This window comes from Klebsiella sp. SYXHC3 (genome assembly GCF_057196925.1).
Genome location: NZ_JBXUNG010000001.1, coordinates 1080104 through 1095186, shown reverse-complemented (window position 1 = coordinate 1095186; position 15083 = coordinate 1080104). Strand labels below are relative to the sequence as shown.

The window sequence follows — 15083 nt, the reverse complement described above, 5'->3', positions numbered from 1 at the left end:
CAAGAGTCATTGAGTCAATTTTTAATACCTGCACAGTGGAAGCCTTATCATGAATACGCCATGCTTTATTGTCGTTGGATATAATAACGTCAGAATTTATGATGTTGCTAAAATTCGCGTTGAGGCACAAAAATATTTTGACGCCAAAGTTGTATTAATTACTGAGAAAAAAACAGCAAGCGATGAGCAATTTGCTGATCTGGTGATTGAAACAACGCTTGAAGTTACACAACTCCCGGCCTCAGCGGATGTCGTTCATCAATATCTGGCAACCGAATCACTTTCTCCCATCGGTATTTTACCATTTTCCGATCGAGGTGTTCCTTTGGGGGCGCTGCTGGCGCAAAAGAACAGACTACCCGGCGCGCTGCCAGAACAAGCAAAAGCAGGGCTGGATAAGCAAATATTCCGTCAACTGGATGCCAGGGCTTCATTCCATCCCGCCGGTTATCGGACGGTAACCAGCCAGCCGGTAACATCATTGAATGAACTTAAAGATCTGGTCGATTCGTTAGGCGGTAAGGCGTTTATCAAGCCAGCGAAGGAGGGCAATAGCCGCGGGTGCCAGGTGATTGAGTATATTGAGCAATGCGAGTCTATCTGGGCTTCACTGGCGCCTTATCGCGAAGCAGGGATCCTGGTGGAATCTCTTATCGAAAATGCGAAAGAATTTAGTTGGGATAGTGTGGCGGGTAAGCAGTGGATCACGGAAAAGCATACTACTGAAGGCCACTACCGTGCGGAGTATCAACAGGTGGTGCCTGCCTGTTTGACCCCGGCGGATGAAATACTGCTGCGTTCTGCAGGCGAACATATGCGTGAACTGGTGTCGTCGTCGAATGGCGCCTGGCATAACGAAATATTTTTACTTCCCGGCGCGACGGCCGCTGTTGAAACCAATATGCGCCCTGCCGGTATGCATATTTGGGATCTGGCGATGTTGAGCTTTGAAAATTTCAATCCATGGCTGCTGTGGCTATGTTGGGCTGCGGAGGGTAAATATACGGCTGAGCCGCTCAAACAGAACTATTACTCTGGTATCCGCATGCTTCGGGCCCGCGTATCAGGAACCTTGCAGGCATTACCAGATGTTGAGCAATTGGCATTGCAGGCGGGTATTACGCTTCATGAAGCCAGCTTTTCAGCCAAAATCGGCGACATCCTTAATGGCGAAATTAAGACGAATGCCGATTTTATTGGCCATATCATTTTGCGCGATAGTAGCCATGAGCAGTTACTCAATTCATTAGAGACGCTGGCGACGGCTATTGAGTCTGCCGCTGAAATTAGCTAAGCGCGTGGAGCACAAATGAAATCCTCTTTTATCTGCCACGATAAACGTAGTCTGAACTATTTGCTGTCGTTGTTCATATTCAGCCTCGGCAGCTTTATTATCAATCCTTACTATGCCATTTATGTGTCAGATAATTTAGGTTGTGGCGTGGCATTTGCCGGTGTGTTGGTCTCAATTAAAGTCATTTCACAGCGCGTTTTCGCTTTATTTGGCGGCAGCATGGCTGATATTTTTCCTGCCGTTTATGCCGCCCTTGCCGGGGTGGGGGTGCGCGCGCTGTCGTTTGCGCTTCTGGCTCTGAATGCGAATCATGAGATCCTGCTCGTTTCTGCGGTGATGAATGGTATTGGCGGGGCGCCGGTCGCTGATAGTCGAGCTCTCGGCTAGCCTGTTTAATCCAGCGTTATTCCCCGTTTTTGCCCTGCAATTTTTCTTTATGTATTTTTACTCTCATATTGAGTACCTGTTGCCAATATTTATCACCCACCAGTATAGCGAGTATTTTGTTAGCGTGGTTTTCTTCGTTAATACCTTGTTCGTTATTTTCGCACAGACGGTATTTAGCCGTATTTTTAATGAATTATGTGCCGGTATTGCATGGGGCGCGATGGCGCTATTTCACTGGTGGCGGCTGGCGGGTTATTTGCGGCCAACGCCATCAACAGCGTCATACTCGAGTACTTTAATTTTGCAGCTGTCTGGCTGGTGAATTCGGTAATCGCCGCAGCCCTGGGGGGCTTCTCATTATATCGATATTATTTATCCCGAACGCTGGCTTATTCTCGCTAGATTTGCGGTATACCCGCTTTGCATGATGCCATACAAAGCGGGTGGGCGGATTAACGGAACGGCGGTTCGTTGAAGGTACGCAGCTTGCGGGAGTGCATATGGTCGCCCTCGGCGCGCAGCAGATCGATGGCGCGGATCCCTATCTGCAGATGCTCGGAAATCGCCCCTTCGTAGAAGCGGTTCGCTTGTCCCGGTAGCTTAATCTCGCCATGCAGCGGCTTATCGGAGACGCACAGCAGCGTGCCGTAAGGTACGCGGAAACGGTAGCCCTGCGCGGCGATGGTGGCGCTTTCCATATCGATGGCTACCGCCCGGCTAAGGTTAAAGCGCAGCGCCGAGGCGGAATAACGCAATTCCCAGTTGCGATCATCGGTGGTCACCACCGTACCGGTACGCAGACGCTGTTTGACCTCTTCCCCCGGCATGCCGCTAACCTGTTTAGTGGCGTCATACAGCGCGCGCTGCACTTCGGCGATACTCGGGATGGGAATATCCGGCGGCAGCACCGCATCCAGTACGTGGTCGTCACGTAAATAGGCATGCGCCAGTACATAGTCGCCTATCGACTGGCTCTCACGCAGACCGCCACAGTGACCAATCATCAGCCAGACGTCAGGGCGCAGCACCGCGAGATGATCGCAAATATTTTTGGCATTGGCCGGGCCGACGCCGATGTTGATCAATGTAATGCCCTGACCGTCGTTAGTGATCAGGTGCCAGGCCGGCATCTGGTGTTTTTTCCATGCCAGATCGGAAATCGCCTCTTCCGGTGCCTCCGTGTCGGCGGTGATCCAAATCCCGCCCGCACAGGAGAGGGCAATGTACGGGCTATCCGGATCGAGGATCTGGCTACAGCCCCAACTGACGAATTCATCGACGTAACGCGTGTAGTTGGTAAACAAGACATACGGCTGGAAGTGTTCAACCGGCGTGCCGGTGTAGTGCTTCAGGCGTGCCAGTGAAAAATCGACGCGGCGGGCGTCAAAATGCGACAGCGGATAATACTCGGTGGCGTGGAACAGACCATCGGCGGTTTCATCGCCAATTTGTGACAGTTCGGTGGTCGGAAAATAACGCGTTAATCCGGCGCTCATCGAGCGATCCAGCGTCAGCGCAGAGCCATCAATCACGTAAGGGAAGGGAATTTCGTGCTGCGAATTGCCGACGCTAATATGCGCGCCGTAATCCTGATACAGCAGAGTTAATTGTTCCAGCAGATAAGCGCGAAAGAGTTTTGGATTGGTAATGGTGGTGGTGTAGCAGCCTGCATGGGTGAATCGCCCCCAGGCTCGGGTTTTTAAGGCTTTGTGCTCGGCGCCATCCCACGAGACAGACAATTGAGGATAGACGAATAAGCCTTCAGCACGGGCTATTTCATCAGGAAGAATATTGTGGTGAATGTACTCGCCAATGGCCTTACGCAACGCGTTAACCGCTCTTTCATACTGCGCTTCCAACTGGGAAAGCGCCTGCTCCGGGGTCAGACTGACGGCCTTCTGGTTCATCATTCGCTCCTTGTTTCAGGTCTGCTGATACTGACGATAGTATGCTACAGCGTGAAAATGGCGAAGGAAAATTACTGTCCCGGATAAATATTCAAACTCGTTGATAATAAAAGCTTAGCCACCCAGGATCAGGCTGTCTGTGCCCAACGTCCGGCGCTAAAATTACTTGCGCTTATCACTCTTAATGTCGCCGCGCCGTTATTGTTGATGTAATAAAGCGCATTAGGGCCAGGCGTTAACTTATCGCCTTCCTGCAGTCTGCATCGGCTTTCGATTTCAGCAATCACCACGAACTGACCGCTCTGTAGAACCACGCAAGTCGTTGCTGTAGAGGAATTTTTCCGTACTTTCTTTACCCACCACTCCATGTTTTCACCCAGGCTTGTTACACTCAGAATGATAATTGCCGTGTTATCGTTTTAAAGACAACTGAAACTACCCATTGGTTTAATTTACGTTTAGCTGACGTTGTTAAATCTTAACTCGGCGATGCAGCGGGACAGGCAAATAACACCTATGGCTTTGATGCGATTTAACAAGATTCTGAATCAATCTGGATTAAGGATAGTCTCGCTGGCGAAAAAAGCGCTGGTCGCCGCCGCTATTGTTGTGGTGGTGTTTTTCATCGGACGAATCTATGAATCGGAACGCGGCCCCGCGTTGCAGCGCTGGCATACCTGGTCTGGGGATGAGATGACCGCCGGTGAAATCGACCGCGCCAGCTTTGCCAGCTATCTCAAGCGGGAAGATGAAATATTTGCTGATTTGCGGCGTGAGGTCAGTGACCAGCTATCAGCCGCTGACAAAACGCCGCTAAATCGCTTTTATCGCGACAGCCTGGTCTACCCACAACGCTTTACGCCAGACTGGAATCGCTCCTTTATCCTACTGCCATCCGGCAAACCGCGTGGGGCGGTGGTGTTGCTGCATGGATTAACCGACTCTCCCTACAGCGTGCGCTATCTGGCGGAAGAGTATCAACGGCAAGGTTTTGTCGCGGTGGCGCCGCGCTTACCCGGCCACGGTACCGCGCCTGGCGCATTAACCCACGTTGATTGGCAACAGTGGCTGGCGACAACTCGCCTGGCGGTACGAGAAGCGACGCGACTTGCCGGTGGGGATGTGCCGCTGCATCTGGTGGGATATTCTAACGGCGGCGCGCTGGCGTTGAAGTATGCGCTTGATGAACTGACCGATAAATCGCTGGTCAGGCCGCAGCAGATTATTCTACTTTCGCCGATGATTGGCGTCACCGCTTTCGCCCGTTTCGCCGGGTTGGCTGGCCTGCCTTCGGTGTTTCCCGCCTTTGCGCGCGCGGCGTGGCTAAACGTCATTCCGGAGTTTAACCCTTATAAGTACAATTCATTTCCGGTAAAGGCAGCGCGCCAGTCGTGGCTGCTGACCCAGGCCTTACAAAAACAGATTATCCAGGCGGCGCAGAGCCAGCGGCTAACTTCTATCGCGCCGGTGTTAACCTTTCAGTCGGTGATTGATTCTACGGTCAGTACTCGAGCAGTGGTTGATTCGTTATACCGCTATTTGCCGGACAACGGCAGCGAACTGGTGATTTTCGATATTAATAGGCGGCGAACCTGCGGGCGCTGTTTCGCCCGGCGACTTATTCGGCGGTGAATACCTTGTTACCTCCGGCGCCGCGTCCGTACTCCACGACGATCGTGACGAATGCGACTCAGCACACCCTCGATACCGTCGCGCGCCTGACACTGGCGGGGCAAACCGCCGAGAGAACCCAGGCGCTGCATTTGTCCTGGCCGCAGGATATGTACTCGCTTTCGCATATCGCGGTGCCGTTCCCCATCGCCGATTCGCTGTATGGCCGCGAGCCGACGGAGAAAAACCTTAGCGGTATTAGTCTTGGCACCATTTCGCTACGCGGCGAGACCGCGACGCTGAGCGTCGGTCTTGATACGTTAATGCGCGCCACCTCTAACCCGTTTTTCCCCTACCTGCTGCAGCGGATTGATCAGCGTCTACCGTTGGGCTCAGAACACCAGGATGTGCAATACCGTCCGCAGCGCAATACCGATGAGGGCGGCAGGGGCGACGAAGCGGAAAAGACGCACAAATCTTGAGCTGACGCCAAGGAAAATGCCGATGCCGGGTAGGTCGAAAGTCTGGATGAGCAGCCCCGCGGAGGCGTTAATCTGGCTGAGCGTCACTTTTCCCTGCTGCGCCAGCTCGGAGATAACCCCAAAATAGGCGGTACCGCCCGCCACACATTTCACCAGCGCGGGCAGAACGAAGTTTTCCGGGATATGTAGCCATTGCAGCAGCGGCATCAGCACGCGCTGCAGCATTTCGATGACGCCAGCCGCCTGCATCAGGCCGACGATGGTCAAAGATAAAATCAGCATCGGCACGGCGCCAAGCGCCAGGCGGATAGCGTCGGCGCCGGCGCTATTGATCACCGCAATCAGCCCGTGATTATTTTGTTCGCTTTCCGGGAGTACTTCTGCCCGGCTGCTCTCGACAATGGATAACTTACGCCCGGTGGCGTACCAGCAGACCGCTGCGGCGCAGAGTCCACCGACAATAGAAATGGTGATTGCGGCCAGCCAGTGCAGGCCAAACGGCGTTAAGGGGTAGAAAACGTTGCCCTGGCCCATGGCGAACACCATCGCCAGGGTGGCGGCCATTTGTCGGTCGGAAACACCACGTTTATCCATAATCGCCAGCGTGGCGAGCGGGGCGGCAAAACTCACAAAATTTATCTGAATCAGCGCGAAGGCGCTCATGCCGGTCAACCCAAAGGGTTTTAGCAGCGGCGCCAGCCAGCGTACGATGATGTCGAGAATTCCGCGGACTTCGAGATATTTCATTATGATCAGCATGACGACCATAATGGGTAATAAGGTATAAAGCGCTACGTCGACGGAGGATTTCCCCGCTGACATAATGATGCCGATGACATCCATTTATCTATCACTGTATGCAGGTCAAATAGTTAGCGCCATCATAATCCCGAAGGGGCGAAATGAACAGCTAGCACAGGCAGGTAAGAACGGTGCCTTCACTGAAGTGATATTCGCCGCTGAACGGGCTACCTGCGGCAAAGGCGTCGCTGAGCGTTTTATTGAGGCGTAACGTGAAACGCTGTTTTGCCGGGTCGACTGCGACTATGGCGGCGGCATCAAAATCAAACATCTGCTGTACACGCGGATATAGCGCTTTGAACAGGCTCTCTTTGGCTGAGAAAGCCAGCAGCAGTGCCCACTCCATATCCAGCCCACAACAGGAAAGCAGCGTCTGTTCCGTTCTCGAGACAAACATATCGGCGCTTTCCAGCATGACCCCCGGTTGCAGATGCTCGATATCGACCCCGGGATACCGGCCGTCGGCCTCTGCGGCAACCACCGCGATGGCGATATCTTCGCTATGCGAGACGCTTCCTCGCCAGCCTGCCGGCCAAACTGGCGCGCGATCGGCGGCGCTTAACACCGGCTCTAAGCAGCCGGCTTGTCGCAGTAAATAGTGCGCACAGTAGCGCCCGGCCAGATATTCGGCTTTACGTTTTACGACGGCGCCCGCAAGAGCAGAAGGGAACGGGACGGCGTATTGGTTGAAAAGTGCGTCCTGTAATTGTGTCCTGGCGAAACGTACCCGACAAAATTTTAACGCCGGGTCAGCGCGAAGATAGCCGCACTCGGCATACTGAATAAAAGGTAAATCGCGGAAGGTGCCGGTAACGATAAACATGCAGGATCATCTGGTGAAACGAACGATGACGCTACCTTAACGCAAGTGATAATCAAAGCAGAAGGTGTATAAAGCAAATAAAAGCAAAAAGCCTGCTCGAAAGCAGGCTTTTCTAAATTTGGCTCCTCTGACTGGACTCGAACCAGTGACATACGGATTAACAGTCCGCCGTTCTACCGACTGAACTACAGAGGAATCGTGTGAACGGGGCGCATATTATCGATGACTTAGGGTGTTGTCAAAGGCTGAATCGCCATAAAGCGTTCGACTGCTGACAATTTCAACAATCAAAACCCTTTTAGAGTAGACCCCGGCGGAAACGCACCAAAATGGTGCATTTATACCCCTGATGGGGCATATCATGCGCTCATGGAAGCCAGCAGTATTATCACTAACCCTTATTTTACCGCGCCAGCAGGGCGGTGAGCGGCTACGTAAAACCTGGCAAGCATCTTGCAAAATCCCTGTAACTTAATGGCCAGTAGTGGCATTCCCTTACAGGAGGCAAAATGAACTTAAGACGACTGAAGTATTTTGTGAAAATCGTCGATATCGGCAGTCTGACCCAGGCCGCTGAAGTCTTGCATATCGCACAACCGGCGCTGAGTCAGCAGGTAGCGACCCTGGAAGGTGAACTGGAGCAGAAACTGCTGATCCGCACCAAACGAGGCGTTACGCCAACCGAAGCGGGGAAAATTCTCTATACCCACGCGCGAACCATTTTGCGTCAGTGTGAACAGGCGCATCTGGCGGTACATAATGTGGGCCAGACGCTGAGCGGGCAGGTGGCGATTGGCCTTGCGCCGGGAACGGCGGCTTCGGCGATCACCATGCCGTTGCTGCAGACCGTGCGTAATGAGCTTCCCGAGGTCAACGTCTATCTGCAGGAATGTAGCGGCAGCGTTTTAAATGACAAGCTGCTTGGCGGCCAACTGGATATGGCGGTGTTGTACGAACGTTCGCCGGTAGCGGGAGTGGTCAGCCAGCCGTTGCTAAAAGAGGATTTGTATCTGGTCGGCACGCAAAACTGCCCGGGACAAAGCGTTGATCTCTCTGCGGTGGCGGAGATGAGTCTGTTTTTACCGCGTGACTATAGCGCTGTCTGTGCCAGGGTGACGGAAGCCTTTACCTTACGCCGCCTGTCGGCAAAAGTGATCGGCGAGATCGAATCCATCACTACATTAACTGCCGCTATCGCCAGTGGAATGGGCGTTACCGTACTGCCGGAATCGGCGGCGCGCTCGCTGTGTGCTACGGCAAATGGCTGGATGGCGCGCATCAGCACCCCGTCGATGAGCCTGTCGCTCTCACTGAATACCTCGGCGCGCGGCGGTTTATCTCCTCAGGCTCAGGCGGTCAAAGATATCCTGCTGTCGCTGGTCAGCCGTCCTTCGTTGGAGAATCGTGAATTACAGCTGGTCAGTTAGGTTATATTCTTTTAAGGAATAAGTTGCTGGTTTTTATTATTTGTTTGCCGGGTAAACAGACTTTAACAATAGACATCATGTTATGTCTGAAGACCTGGGGGAAAAGGTGAATTTCCAGCAACTAAAAATTATTCGCGAGGCGGCCCGTCGGGATTACAACCTGACGGAAGTCGCTAATATGCTGTACACCTCGCAATCTGGCGTCAGCCGCCATATTCGTGAGCTGGAAGAAGAGCTGGGGATAGAAATCTTTATCCGCCGCGGTAAGCGTCTTCTGGGGATGACCGAACCCGGTAAAGCGCTGCTTTCCATTGCCGAAAGGATCCTCAACGAGGCCAGCAATGTTCGCCGGCTGGCCGATCTTTTTACCAATGACGCTTCAGGCGTATTAACTATTGCCACCACGCATACTCAGGCGCGTTATAGCCTACCGCCGGTAATTAAAGCTTTTCGCGAACTTTTCCCCGAAGTGCGGTTGGAACTGGTGCAAGGGACGCCGCAGGAAATCGAGGCGTTGTTGCACAACGGCGGGGCGGATATTGGTATCGCCAGCGAGCGCTTAAGTAACGACCCGACGCTGGTGGCATTCCCCTGGTTTCGCTGGCACCACAGTCTGTTAGTGCCAAAAGATCATCCACTGATTGAGGTTACGCCGCTCACGCTCGAGGCTATTGCGCGCTGGCCGTTAATTACCTACCGTCAGGGGATCACCGGGCGCTCGCGTATTGATGAAGCTTTCACCCGTAAAGGGCTGATGCCGGATATCGTCCTCAGCGCCCAGGATTCGGATGTGATCAAAACTTACGTGGAGCTGGGCTTGGGCGTGGGGCTGGTGGCGGAGCAATCCGGCGATGCTCGCGAAGCGGATACCTTTACCCGGCTGGAAACACGCCATCTCTTTGATGCCAATACCGTTTGGTTGGGGCTCAAACGCGGTCAGTTACAACGTAACTACGTCTGGCGCTTCATTGAACTGTGCAATGCTGGACTATCGCTGGATGAGATTAAGCGCCAGGCGATGGAGCCGGAGGAAGTGGCGATCGATTATCAAATCTGAGTGCGGCCAGCGGGCAAGCGGGAGGCGACAAAGCAGCTATAATTCATTCACGTGAGTCGCGACTGAGGAAGGGAAAATGATGGTGCGGCGTATGAAGTTGCTTTGCTCTCTGGTGATGATGTTGGCCAGCCACAGCGCATTGGCGGTAAGTTATCCGTTGCCGCCGGAAGGGAGTCGTCTGGTTGGCAGCCCGATGAAAATTAACGTGCCCGAGCGTAATACCCAACCGCTGGAAACCTTTGCCGCGCAGTACGGGCAGGGGCTGAGCAATATGCTGGAGGCTAACCCCGGCGTCGATGTCTATCTGCCCAAATCGGGAAGCTCGTTGATTATCCCACAGCAATTGATCCTGCCTGCTACTGTACGTAGCGGTATCGTGATAAACGTCGCCGAGATGCGGCTTTATTATTATCCGCCTGAGGGCACTACCGTCGAGGTGTTACCGATCGGTATCGGTCAGGCGGGGCGCGAGACGCCGCGTAATTGGGTGACGGCGGTGGAACGTAAGCAGGAAGGGCCTACCTGGGTGCCGACGGCGAATACCCGTCGCGAGTATGCCAAAGAAGGTAAAACCCTGCCGGCGATGGTGCCCGCCGGGCCAGATAATCCGATGGGGCTGTATGCTATCTATATTGGCAGGTTGTATGCCATTCATGGAACGAATGCCAATTTTGGCATTGGCCTGCGGGTGAGCCAGGGCTGTATTCGCCTGCGCAACGATGACATCAAATACCTGTTCGATAATGTGCCCGTTGGCACGCGAGTACAGATTATCGATCAGCCGGTAAAATACACGACTGAACCGGACGGTAGCCGCTGGCTGGAAGTGCATGAACCGTTATCGCGTAATCGCGCTGAATTTCAGTCAGACCGTAAAGTACCGCTGCCATACACCCCGGCAATCCGTGAGTTTGTACAGGGCGCGGGCGTGAATGTCGGGCGCGCGGATTCAGCGTTACAGAGGCGCTCCGGGATGCCGGTGAATATTAGTCGTTCAGCGGTAGAAAGCAGTTTTTAACTGGCGTGGATGTTAAAAAGCAAAAAGCCTGCTCGAAAGCAGGCTTTTTAAATTTGGCTCCTCTGACTGGACTCGAACCAGTGACATACGGATTAACAGTCCGCCGTTCTACCGACTGAACTACAGAGGAATCGTGTGAACGAGGCGCATACTAATGGCCTCGCATTTTAGTGTCAACACTAAATTTAACCAGCTGATTCAATTGGCGAAATTTAGTTCAAAGTGGGCTTTTAATGAACAACGCGCACGTCGTCTTCATCCAGTAGATCGTTTTCCCGTAAACGCTGTAGCGGATCCTGACGATAGAACAGGCAGAACCGCTGCCATAGCGCCGGGAAGCGAGGTGCGAATAGCTCCGGTGCGCTAAAGAAATATTCTGAGAGCACCGCAAAGCACTCAGCCGGATCGGTTGCCGCATAGGCATCAATGCTGGCGGCGCTTTCGCCGACCAGATCGATTTCATCCTGAATGTTGTTCATCGCTGCATGCAGGTCGTGTTCCCAACCAGCGACTTCACGCAAGGGAATAAAAGGGACGCCGCTGGCGCGATCGCCGTTACGTGAATCCAGTTTATGCGCGACCTCGTGCACCACCAGGTTAAAACCTGAGGCATCGAAAGAGTCCTGAATATCTAACCAGTTAAGGATAATGGGACCCTGCTGCCAGCTTTGCCCGGATTGCACAACGCGTTGATTATGCACCAGGCCGATGTCATCTTCCCATTCGTCATCGACGACGAAGGGCGCTGGGTAGATCAGGACTTCATGGAAGCCATCTAACCACTCAAGGCCAAGCTCCAGCACCGGCAGACAAAAGAGTAGGGCGATACGCGCGCTATGTAATGGGGTTAACTCAAATCCCTGTAACGGCACCAGACGTTTTTGCTGTAAAAAACGTGCTGCCATTTGGCACAGCTGTTGCTGTTCCTGATGAGTGAGGTTTGCTAAAACCGGAATGGCAACCGCTTGTTCCCACGGGATTTCGCCATTGCCTGTCTGTTCTTCTGCTTTCCACGGCCATTTAAACATCATATCGCTCGCAAAGTCGTCACTTGAACTCAATTTAAGGGACTGGAGCTATTAAAATGCCAAAGAACCTGGCATTATAGCAACCTCAACAGCGGAGAGATGCCGGAGCGGCTGAACGGACCGGTCTCGAAAACCGGAGTAGGGGCAACTCTACCGGGGGTTCAAATCCCCCTCTCTCCGCCACTATTCAATCACTTACGCTTATCCTTTTCAGTGATGCATATCCCGCTGAGACAATCCCTTTACAAAAAAGCATAGCGCTGAAGCAGACAAGGGCGCCAAAGAATCTTCTCATTTTCTGACTCAGACCAGGACTAAATTTCAGCGTTTCCGCTCTCGTGCGCTCGCGAGTATCCCTTCCGCTGCTGAAGTGCTATTGAGCCACTTCCTTGGCGAAATTTAAATGAATTCAGTGAATTGATGCCGACGTCGCGCGAGGCAGTATTGGCTGACCGTTAAAATAAAAAAGCCTGCGCGTGGCAGGCTTTGGTCATGAGGGGATCTTAGAACTGGTAGACCAGACCCAGCGCGACAACGTCATCGGTGGCGATGCCGTTTGCGCGGTAGAAGTAGTCATCTTCGTCCAGCAGGTTGATTTTGTAATCAACATAGGTGGACATGTTTTTGTTGAAGTAGTAAGTCATACCCACATCAACGTATTTAACCAGGTCTTTGTCGCCGCTGTTGTACAGGTCTTTACCTTTAGACTGCAGATATGCAACGGATGGGCGCAGCGGTAAACCGTAATCATCGAACTGATACTGGGCAACGACTTCGAAGTTCTGCGTCTTGTTGGCAATACCGCCGCCGAGATAGCTGGTGGATTTACCGAAGGAGGTCATGTTGCGGGTTTCCGCGTACATCGCTGCCAGGTAGATGTTGTTAGCATCGTATTTCGCGCCTACGGTCCAGGCATCGGCTTTATCGCCGCCGGCGTATGCGCTGCTGGCAGAGGCAGCCACCTGATTGTTGGTACGATCGGAAGAAGCATATGCCGCGCCGAAGCTGATGCCCATACCAAAATCGTAGGAAGTAGAGATACCGAAGCCGTCGCCATTTTCACGCGCCAGTTTACGATCGCCACCGTTATTGGTGCCTTCGCCAGAACCCGCGTTTTCGTTATTACCCTGATACTGCAGGGCAAAGTTCAGACCATCTACCAGGCCGAAGAAATCGCTGTTGCGGTAGGTCGCCACGCCGTTGGTACGGCCGAGCATGAAGACGTCAGTTTGGGTGTAGGTATCGCCGCCGAATTCCGGCAGCACATCGGTCCAGGCTTCAACATCATAAATAACGCCGTAGTTGCGGCCGTAGTCCAGTGAACCGTAATCAGCAAATTTCAGACCCGCGAAACCCAGACGGGTCCAGGAGTTAGCGCCTTCACCTTCAGTGGTGTTAGCCTGAATATTGTATTCCCACTGGCCGTAGCCGGTCAGCTGATCGTTGATCTGTGTTTCGCCTTTCAGGCCGAAACGTACGTAGGTTTGGTCGCCATCTTCAGAAGCATCGTCAGTGAAATAGTGCAGGCCGTCAACTTTTCCGTAGAGGTCCAGTTTATTGCCGTTTTTATTATAAATTTCCGCAGAGTGCGCCGCGCCTGCTGCTAATAACGCTGGCAGCATAATAGCCAATACTTTTCTTTTCATTATGTATTCCCTTTAATCATAATTAATATGAATTGTCTAATTCCCTGTGGAATGACAAATCGATACTAGCCGCTTAAGTTCATTTTTAATTAAATAAAAAATGTAATAAAAGTATATTAAAATATTTCAAAATATTTATTTTATATTCAATATATGTATTTTCTATTCTTTGGGTAATGAATATTTCCATGGCTTATTAGTGACTTATTATGGTTGTTGATACTAAAGGTTTTTTAATTTTTCATGATAATGATATGTGTATTGTAAATGGCATAATAATATCATCGGTTATAAAGTGATAAGTCATCATTTGAAATAATTTTGTTTGATAACGAACATCGCTGAATTTCAGCAAATCGTCTTATTTAAAAGCATGAACACAGCCGTAATATATAGGGGAGTACCGCTCCTGCGTTCACGGATGTCCAAAAGCGCTCAGTACTACACTCATGCTTCCAGATAAGCATGATAATTGTATAATGTGATTTGCGTCACAAATGTGTGGTTGACGATGATGCGTTGTGGTTGATGTATGGAGAAGGATTTAATGGACACGAAAGCGAAACGGGGGCCCGTTGGAAAGCTGGCGTTATGGGCTTTTTACGCTTTTTGCGCTTACTTTGTGTGGGCGATGGTACGGTACTGGTGGATAGTGGGGCGGATTCAAAGTGTTCCCGGCGCCAGCATTGATGGTGAATGGGGATCAACGGCGGGCAAATGGATTGGCGCGCTGCTGGGTTTTTTGGTGCTGGGGGCAGTGGGGTTAATCCTTGGGGCGATAGCCTGGTACACGCGTCCCCCTATTCAGGTACATGAACAGCGCGATTAAAGTTGCTATGCTCGTGGCTAGTCCCAGGCATCAGGAAACGCTCATGTTATTAGCTGAATGGCAACAACGATTTGAAAACTGGTTAAATACGCATCATGCACAGGAAGATGCGGCGCATGACATTTCGCACTTTCGCCGCGTCTGGAGTACCGCGCAGCAACTGGTCGACGAGAGCGGCGCTGACGAGTTGGTTATCCTGACGGCCTGCTACTTTCACGATATTGTCAGCCTGGCTAAAAACCATCCTCAACGTCATCATTCTTCACGCATGGCGGCGCAGAAAACGCGGTCTATCCTGCAAAGCGCTTTTCCCGACTTTCCAGACGACCGTTATCCTGCTGTTATGCATGCCATTGAAGCGCATAGCTTTAGTGCGGCTATACTGCCACAAAGCGTAGAGGCAAAAATTGTCCAGGATGCAGATCGTCTGGAAGCTTTGGGCGCAATTGGCCTGGCCCGTGTCTTTGCCGTTTCAGGCGCGCTAAACACGATTTTGTTTGATGCTAACGACCCCTTTGCTGACCAGCGCGATCTTGATGACAAGAAATATGCTCTCGACCATTTCCAGAGCAAATTGCTCCGTCTGCCTGAGACCATGCAAACGGAGCAGGGAAGAGCCTTGGCGGTGCATAACGCCCAATTTCTGGTGCAATTTATGGCGAAGCTGAGCGCCGAACTGCGTGGCGACCCGTTGTCGTTGGATGAAGCGGTTTTACGCCGCTTTGCGCCAGCGGTTTAAATCCGTTGCGACTATTTGTGGTACTCTCTGCAAA

The 15083-nt window shown here is 52.2% G+C and carries 13 protein-coding genes, 3 tRNA genes and 1 pseudogene; 9 read left to right on the top strand and 8 right to left on the bottom strand.

What is annotated here, in order from left to right; all coding sequences use genetic code 11:
* Positions 1–49: 49 nt before the first annotated feature.
* Positions 50–1294, top strand: a complete 1245-nt coding sequence (locus AC2CGP_RS05410; protein ID WP_015706005.1) for an ATP-grasp domain-containing protein — start codon at positions 50–52, stop codon at positions 1292–1294.
* 15 nt (positions 1295–1309) lie between these two features.
* Positions 1310–1681, top strand: a complete 372-nt coding sequence (locus tag AC2CGP_RS05405; RefSeq protein ID WP_475702505.1) for an MFS transporter — start codon at positions 1310–1312, stop codon at positions 1679–1681.
* Positions 1682–2133: 452 nt separating this feature from the next.
* Here AC2CGP_RS05405 and AC2CGP_RS05400 read toward each other — a convergent pair whose 3' ends face one another.
* Both AC2CGP_RS05400 and AC2CGP_RS05395 read right to left on the bottom strand, forming a co-directional pair.
* Positions 2134–3588, bottom strand: coding sequence for an AMP nucleosidase (locus AC2CGP_RS05400; protein ID WP_015365878.1), 1455 nt, complete (start codon positions 3586–3588; stop codon positions 2134–2136).
* Between the two features lie 128 nt (positions 3589–3716).
* A complete protein-coding gene (locus AC2CGP_RS05395) occupies positions 3717–3956 on the bottom strand; it encodes a histidine kinase (RefSeq protein WP_475702506.1) in 240 nt (79 codons plus the stop codon).
* Positions 3957–4104: 148 nt separating this feature from the next.
* On the opposite strand from AC2CGP_RS05395, the pseudogene AC2CGP_RS05390 reads away from it, so the two are divergent.
* Positions 4105–5681 (top strand): annotated as a pseudogene (locus AC2CGP_RS05390) (alpha/beta hydrolase).
* Here the strand turns inward: AC2CGP_RS05390 and AC2CGP_RS05385 are convergent.
* The 3 genes from AC2CGP_RS05385 to AC2CGP_RS05375 all read right to left on the bottom strand — a co-directional run bounded on the left by AC2CGP_RS05385 (position 5592) and on the right by AC2CGP_RS05375 (position 7500).
* Positions 5592–6524 (bottom strand): nucleoside recognition domain-containing protein, encoded by a 933-nt coding sequence (locus tag AC2CGP_RS05385; RefSeq protein ID WP_020078391.1) that lies wholly within the window; start codon positions 6522–6524, stop codon positions 5592–5594. The pseudogene AC2CGP_RS05390 and the gene AC2CGP_RS05385 overlap by 90 nt on opposite strands.
* A 67-nt stretch (positions 6525–6591) precedes the next feature.
* Positions 6592–7305 carry a 4'-phosphopantetheinyl transferase superfamily protein gene (locus AC2CGP_RS05380; protein WP_475702507.1) on the bottom strand — a complete coding sequence of 238 codons (714 nt, stop codon included), beginning with the start codon at positions 7303–7305 and terminating at the stop codon, positions 6592–6594.
* A 119-nt stretch (positions 7306–7424) separates the two neighbouring features.
* A tRNA-Asn gene (locus AC2CGP_RS05375) sits at positions 7425–7500 on the bottom strand.
* 314 nt (positions 7501–7814) lie between these two features.
* On the opposite strand from AC2CGP_RS05375, the gene nac reads away from it, so the two are divergent.
* The 3 genes from nac to ldtA all read left to right on the top strand — a co-directional run bounded on the left by nac (position 7815) and on the right by ldtA (position 10807).
* Complete coding sequence (gene nac / locus AC2CGP_RS05370; RefSeq protein WP_015365883.1) at positions 7815–8732, top strand: nitrogen assimilation transcriptional regulator NAC; 918 nt, start codon at positions 7815–7817, stop codon at positions 8730–8732.
* Between the two features lie 106 nt (positions 8733–8838).
* On the top strand, positions 8839–9789 hold the full coding sequence (cbl, locus tag AC2CGP_RS05365) for an HTH-type transcriptional regulator Cbl (RefSeq protein WP_015705998.1): 951 nt from the start codon (positions 8839–8841) through the stop codon (positions 9787–9789).
* A 76-nt stretch (positions 9790–9865) separates the two neighbouring features.
* The gene (gene ldtA, locus AC2CGP_RS05360; RefSeq protein ID WP_015365885.1) at positions 9866–10807 is read left to right on the top strand and encodes a L,D-transpeptidase; all 942 of its coding nucleotides are present in this window, start codon (positions 9866–9868) and stop codon (positions 10805–10807) included.
* A 54-nt stretch (positions 10808–10861) separates the two neighbouring features.
* On the opposite strand, the gene AC2CGP_RS05355 is transcribed toward ldtA, so the two are convergent.
* Both AC2CGP_RS05355 and mtfA read right to left on the bottom strand, forming a co-directional pair.
* A tRNA-Asn gene (locus AC2CGP_RS05355) sits at positions 10862–10937 on the bottom strand.
* A 100-nt stretch (positions 10938–11037) separates the two neighbouring features.
* The gene (mtfA, locus tag AC2CGP_RS05350; protein ID WP_213759631.1) at positions 11038–11838 is read right to left on the bottom strand and encodes a DgsA anti-repressor MtfA; all 801 of its coding nucleotides are present in this window, start codon (positions 11836–11838) and stop codon (positions 11038–11040) included.
* 90 nt (positions 11839–11928) lie between these two features.
* On the opposite strand from mtfA, the gene AC2CGP_RS05345 reads away from it, so the two are divergent.
* Positions 11929–12018, top strand: a tRNA-Ser gene (locus tag AC2CGP_RS05345).
* A 320-nt stretch (positions 12019–12338) separates the two neighbouring features.
* Here the strand turns inward: AC2CGP_RS05345 and ompC are convergent.
* Positions 12339–13481, bottom strand: coding sequence for a porin OmpC (gene ompC / locus AC2CGP_RS05340; protein WP_015705989.1), 1143 nt, complete (start codon positions 13479–13481; stop codon positions 12339–12341).
* A 547-nt stretch (positions 13482–14028) separates the two neighbouring features.
* On the opposite strand from ompC, the gene drpB reads away from it, so the two are divergent.
* Both drpB and AC2CGP_RS05330 read left to right on the top strand, forming a co-directional pair.
* Positions 14029–14310, top strand: coding sequence for a cell division protein DrpB (gene drpB / locus AC2CGP_RS05335; RefSeq protein WP_015705988.1), 282 nt, complete (start codon positions 14029–14031; stop codon positions 14308–14310).
* 43 nt (positions 14311–14353) lie between these two features.
* On the top strand, positions 14354–15049 hold the full coding sequence (locus AC2CGP_RS05330) for a phosphohydrolase (RefSeq protein ID WP_045365610.1): 696 nt from the start codon (positions 14354–14356) through the stop codon (positions 15047–15049).
* Positions 15050–15083 lie beyond the last annotated feature (34 nt).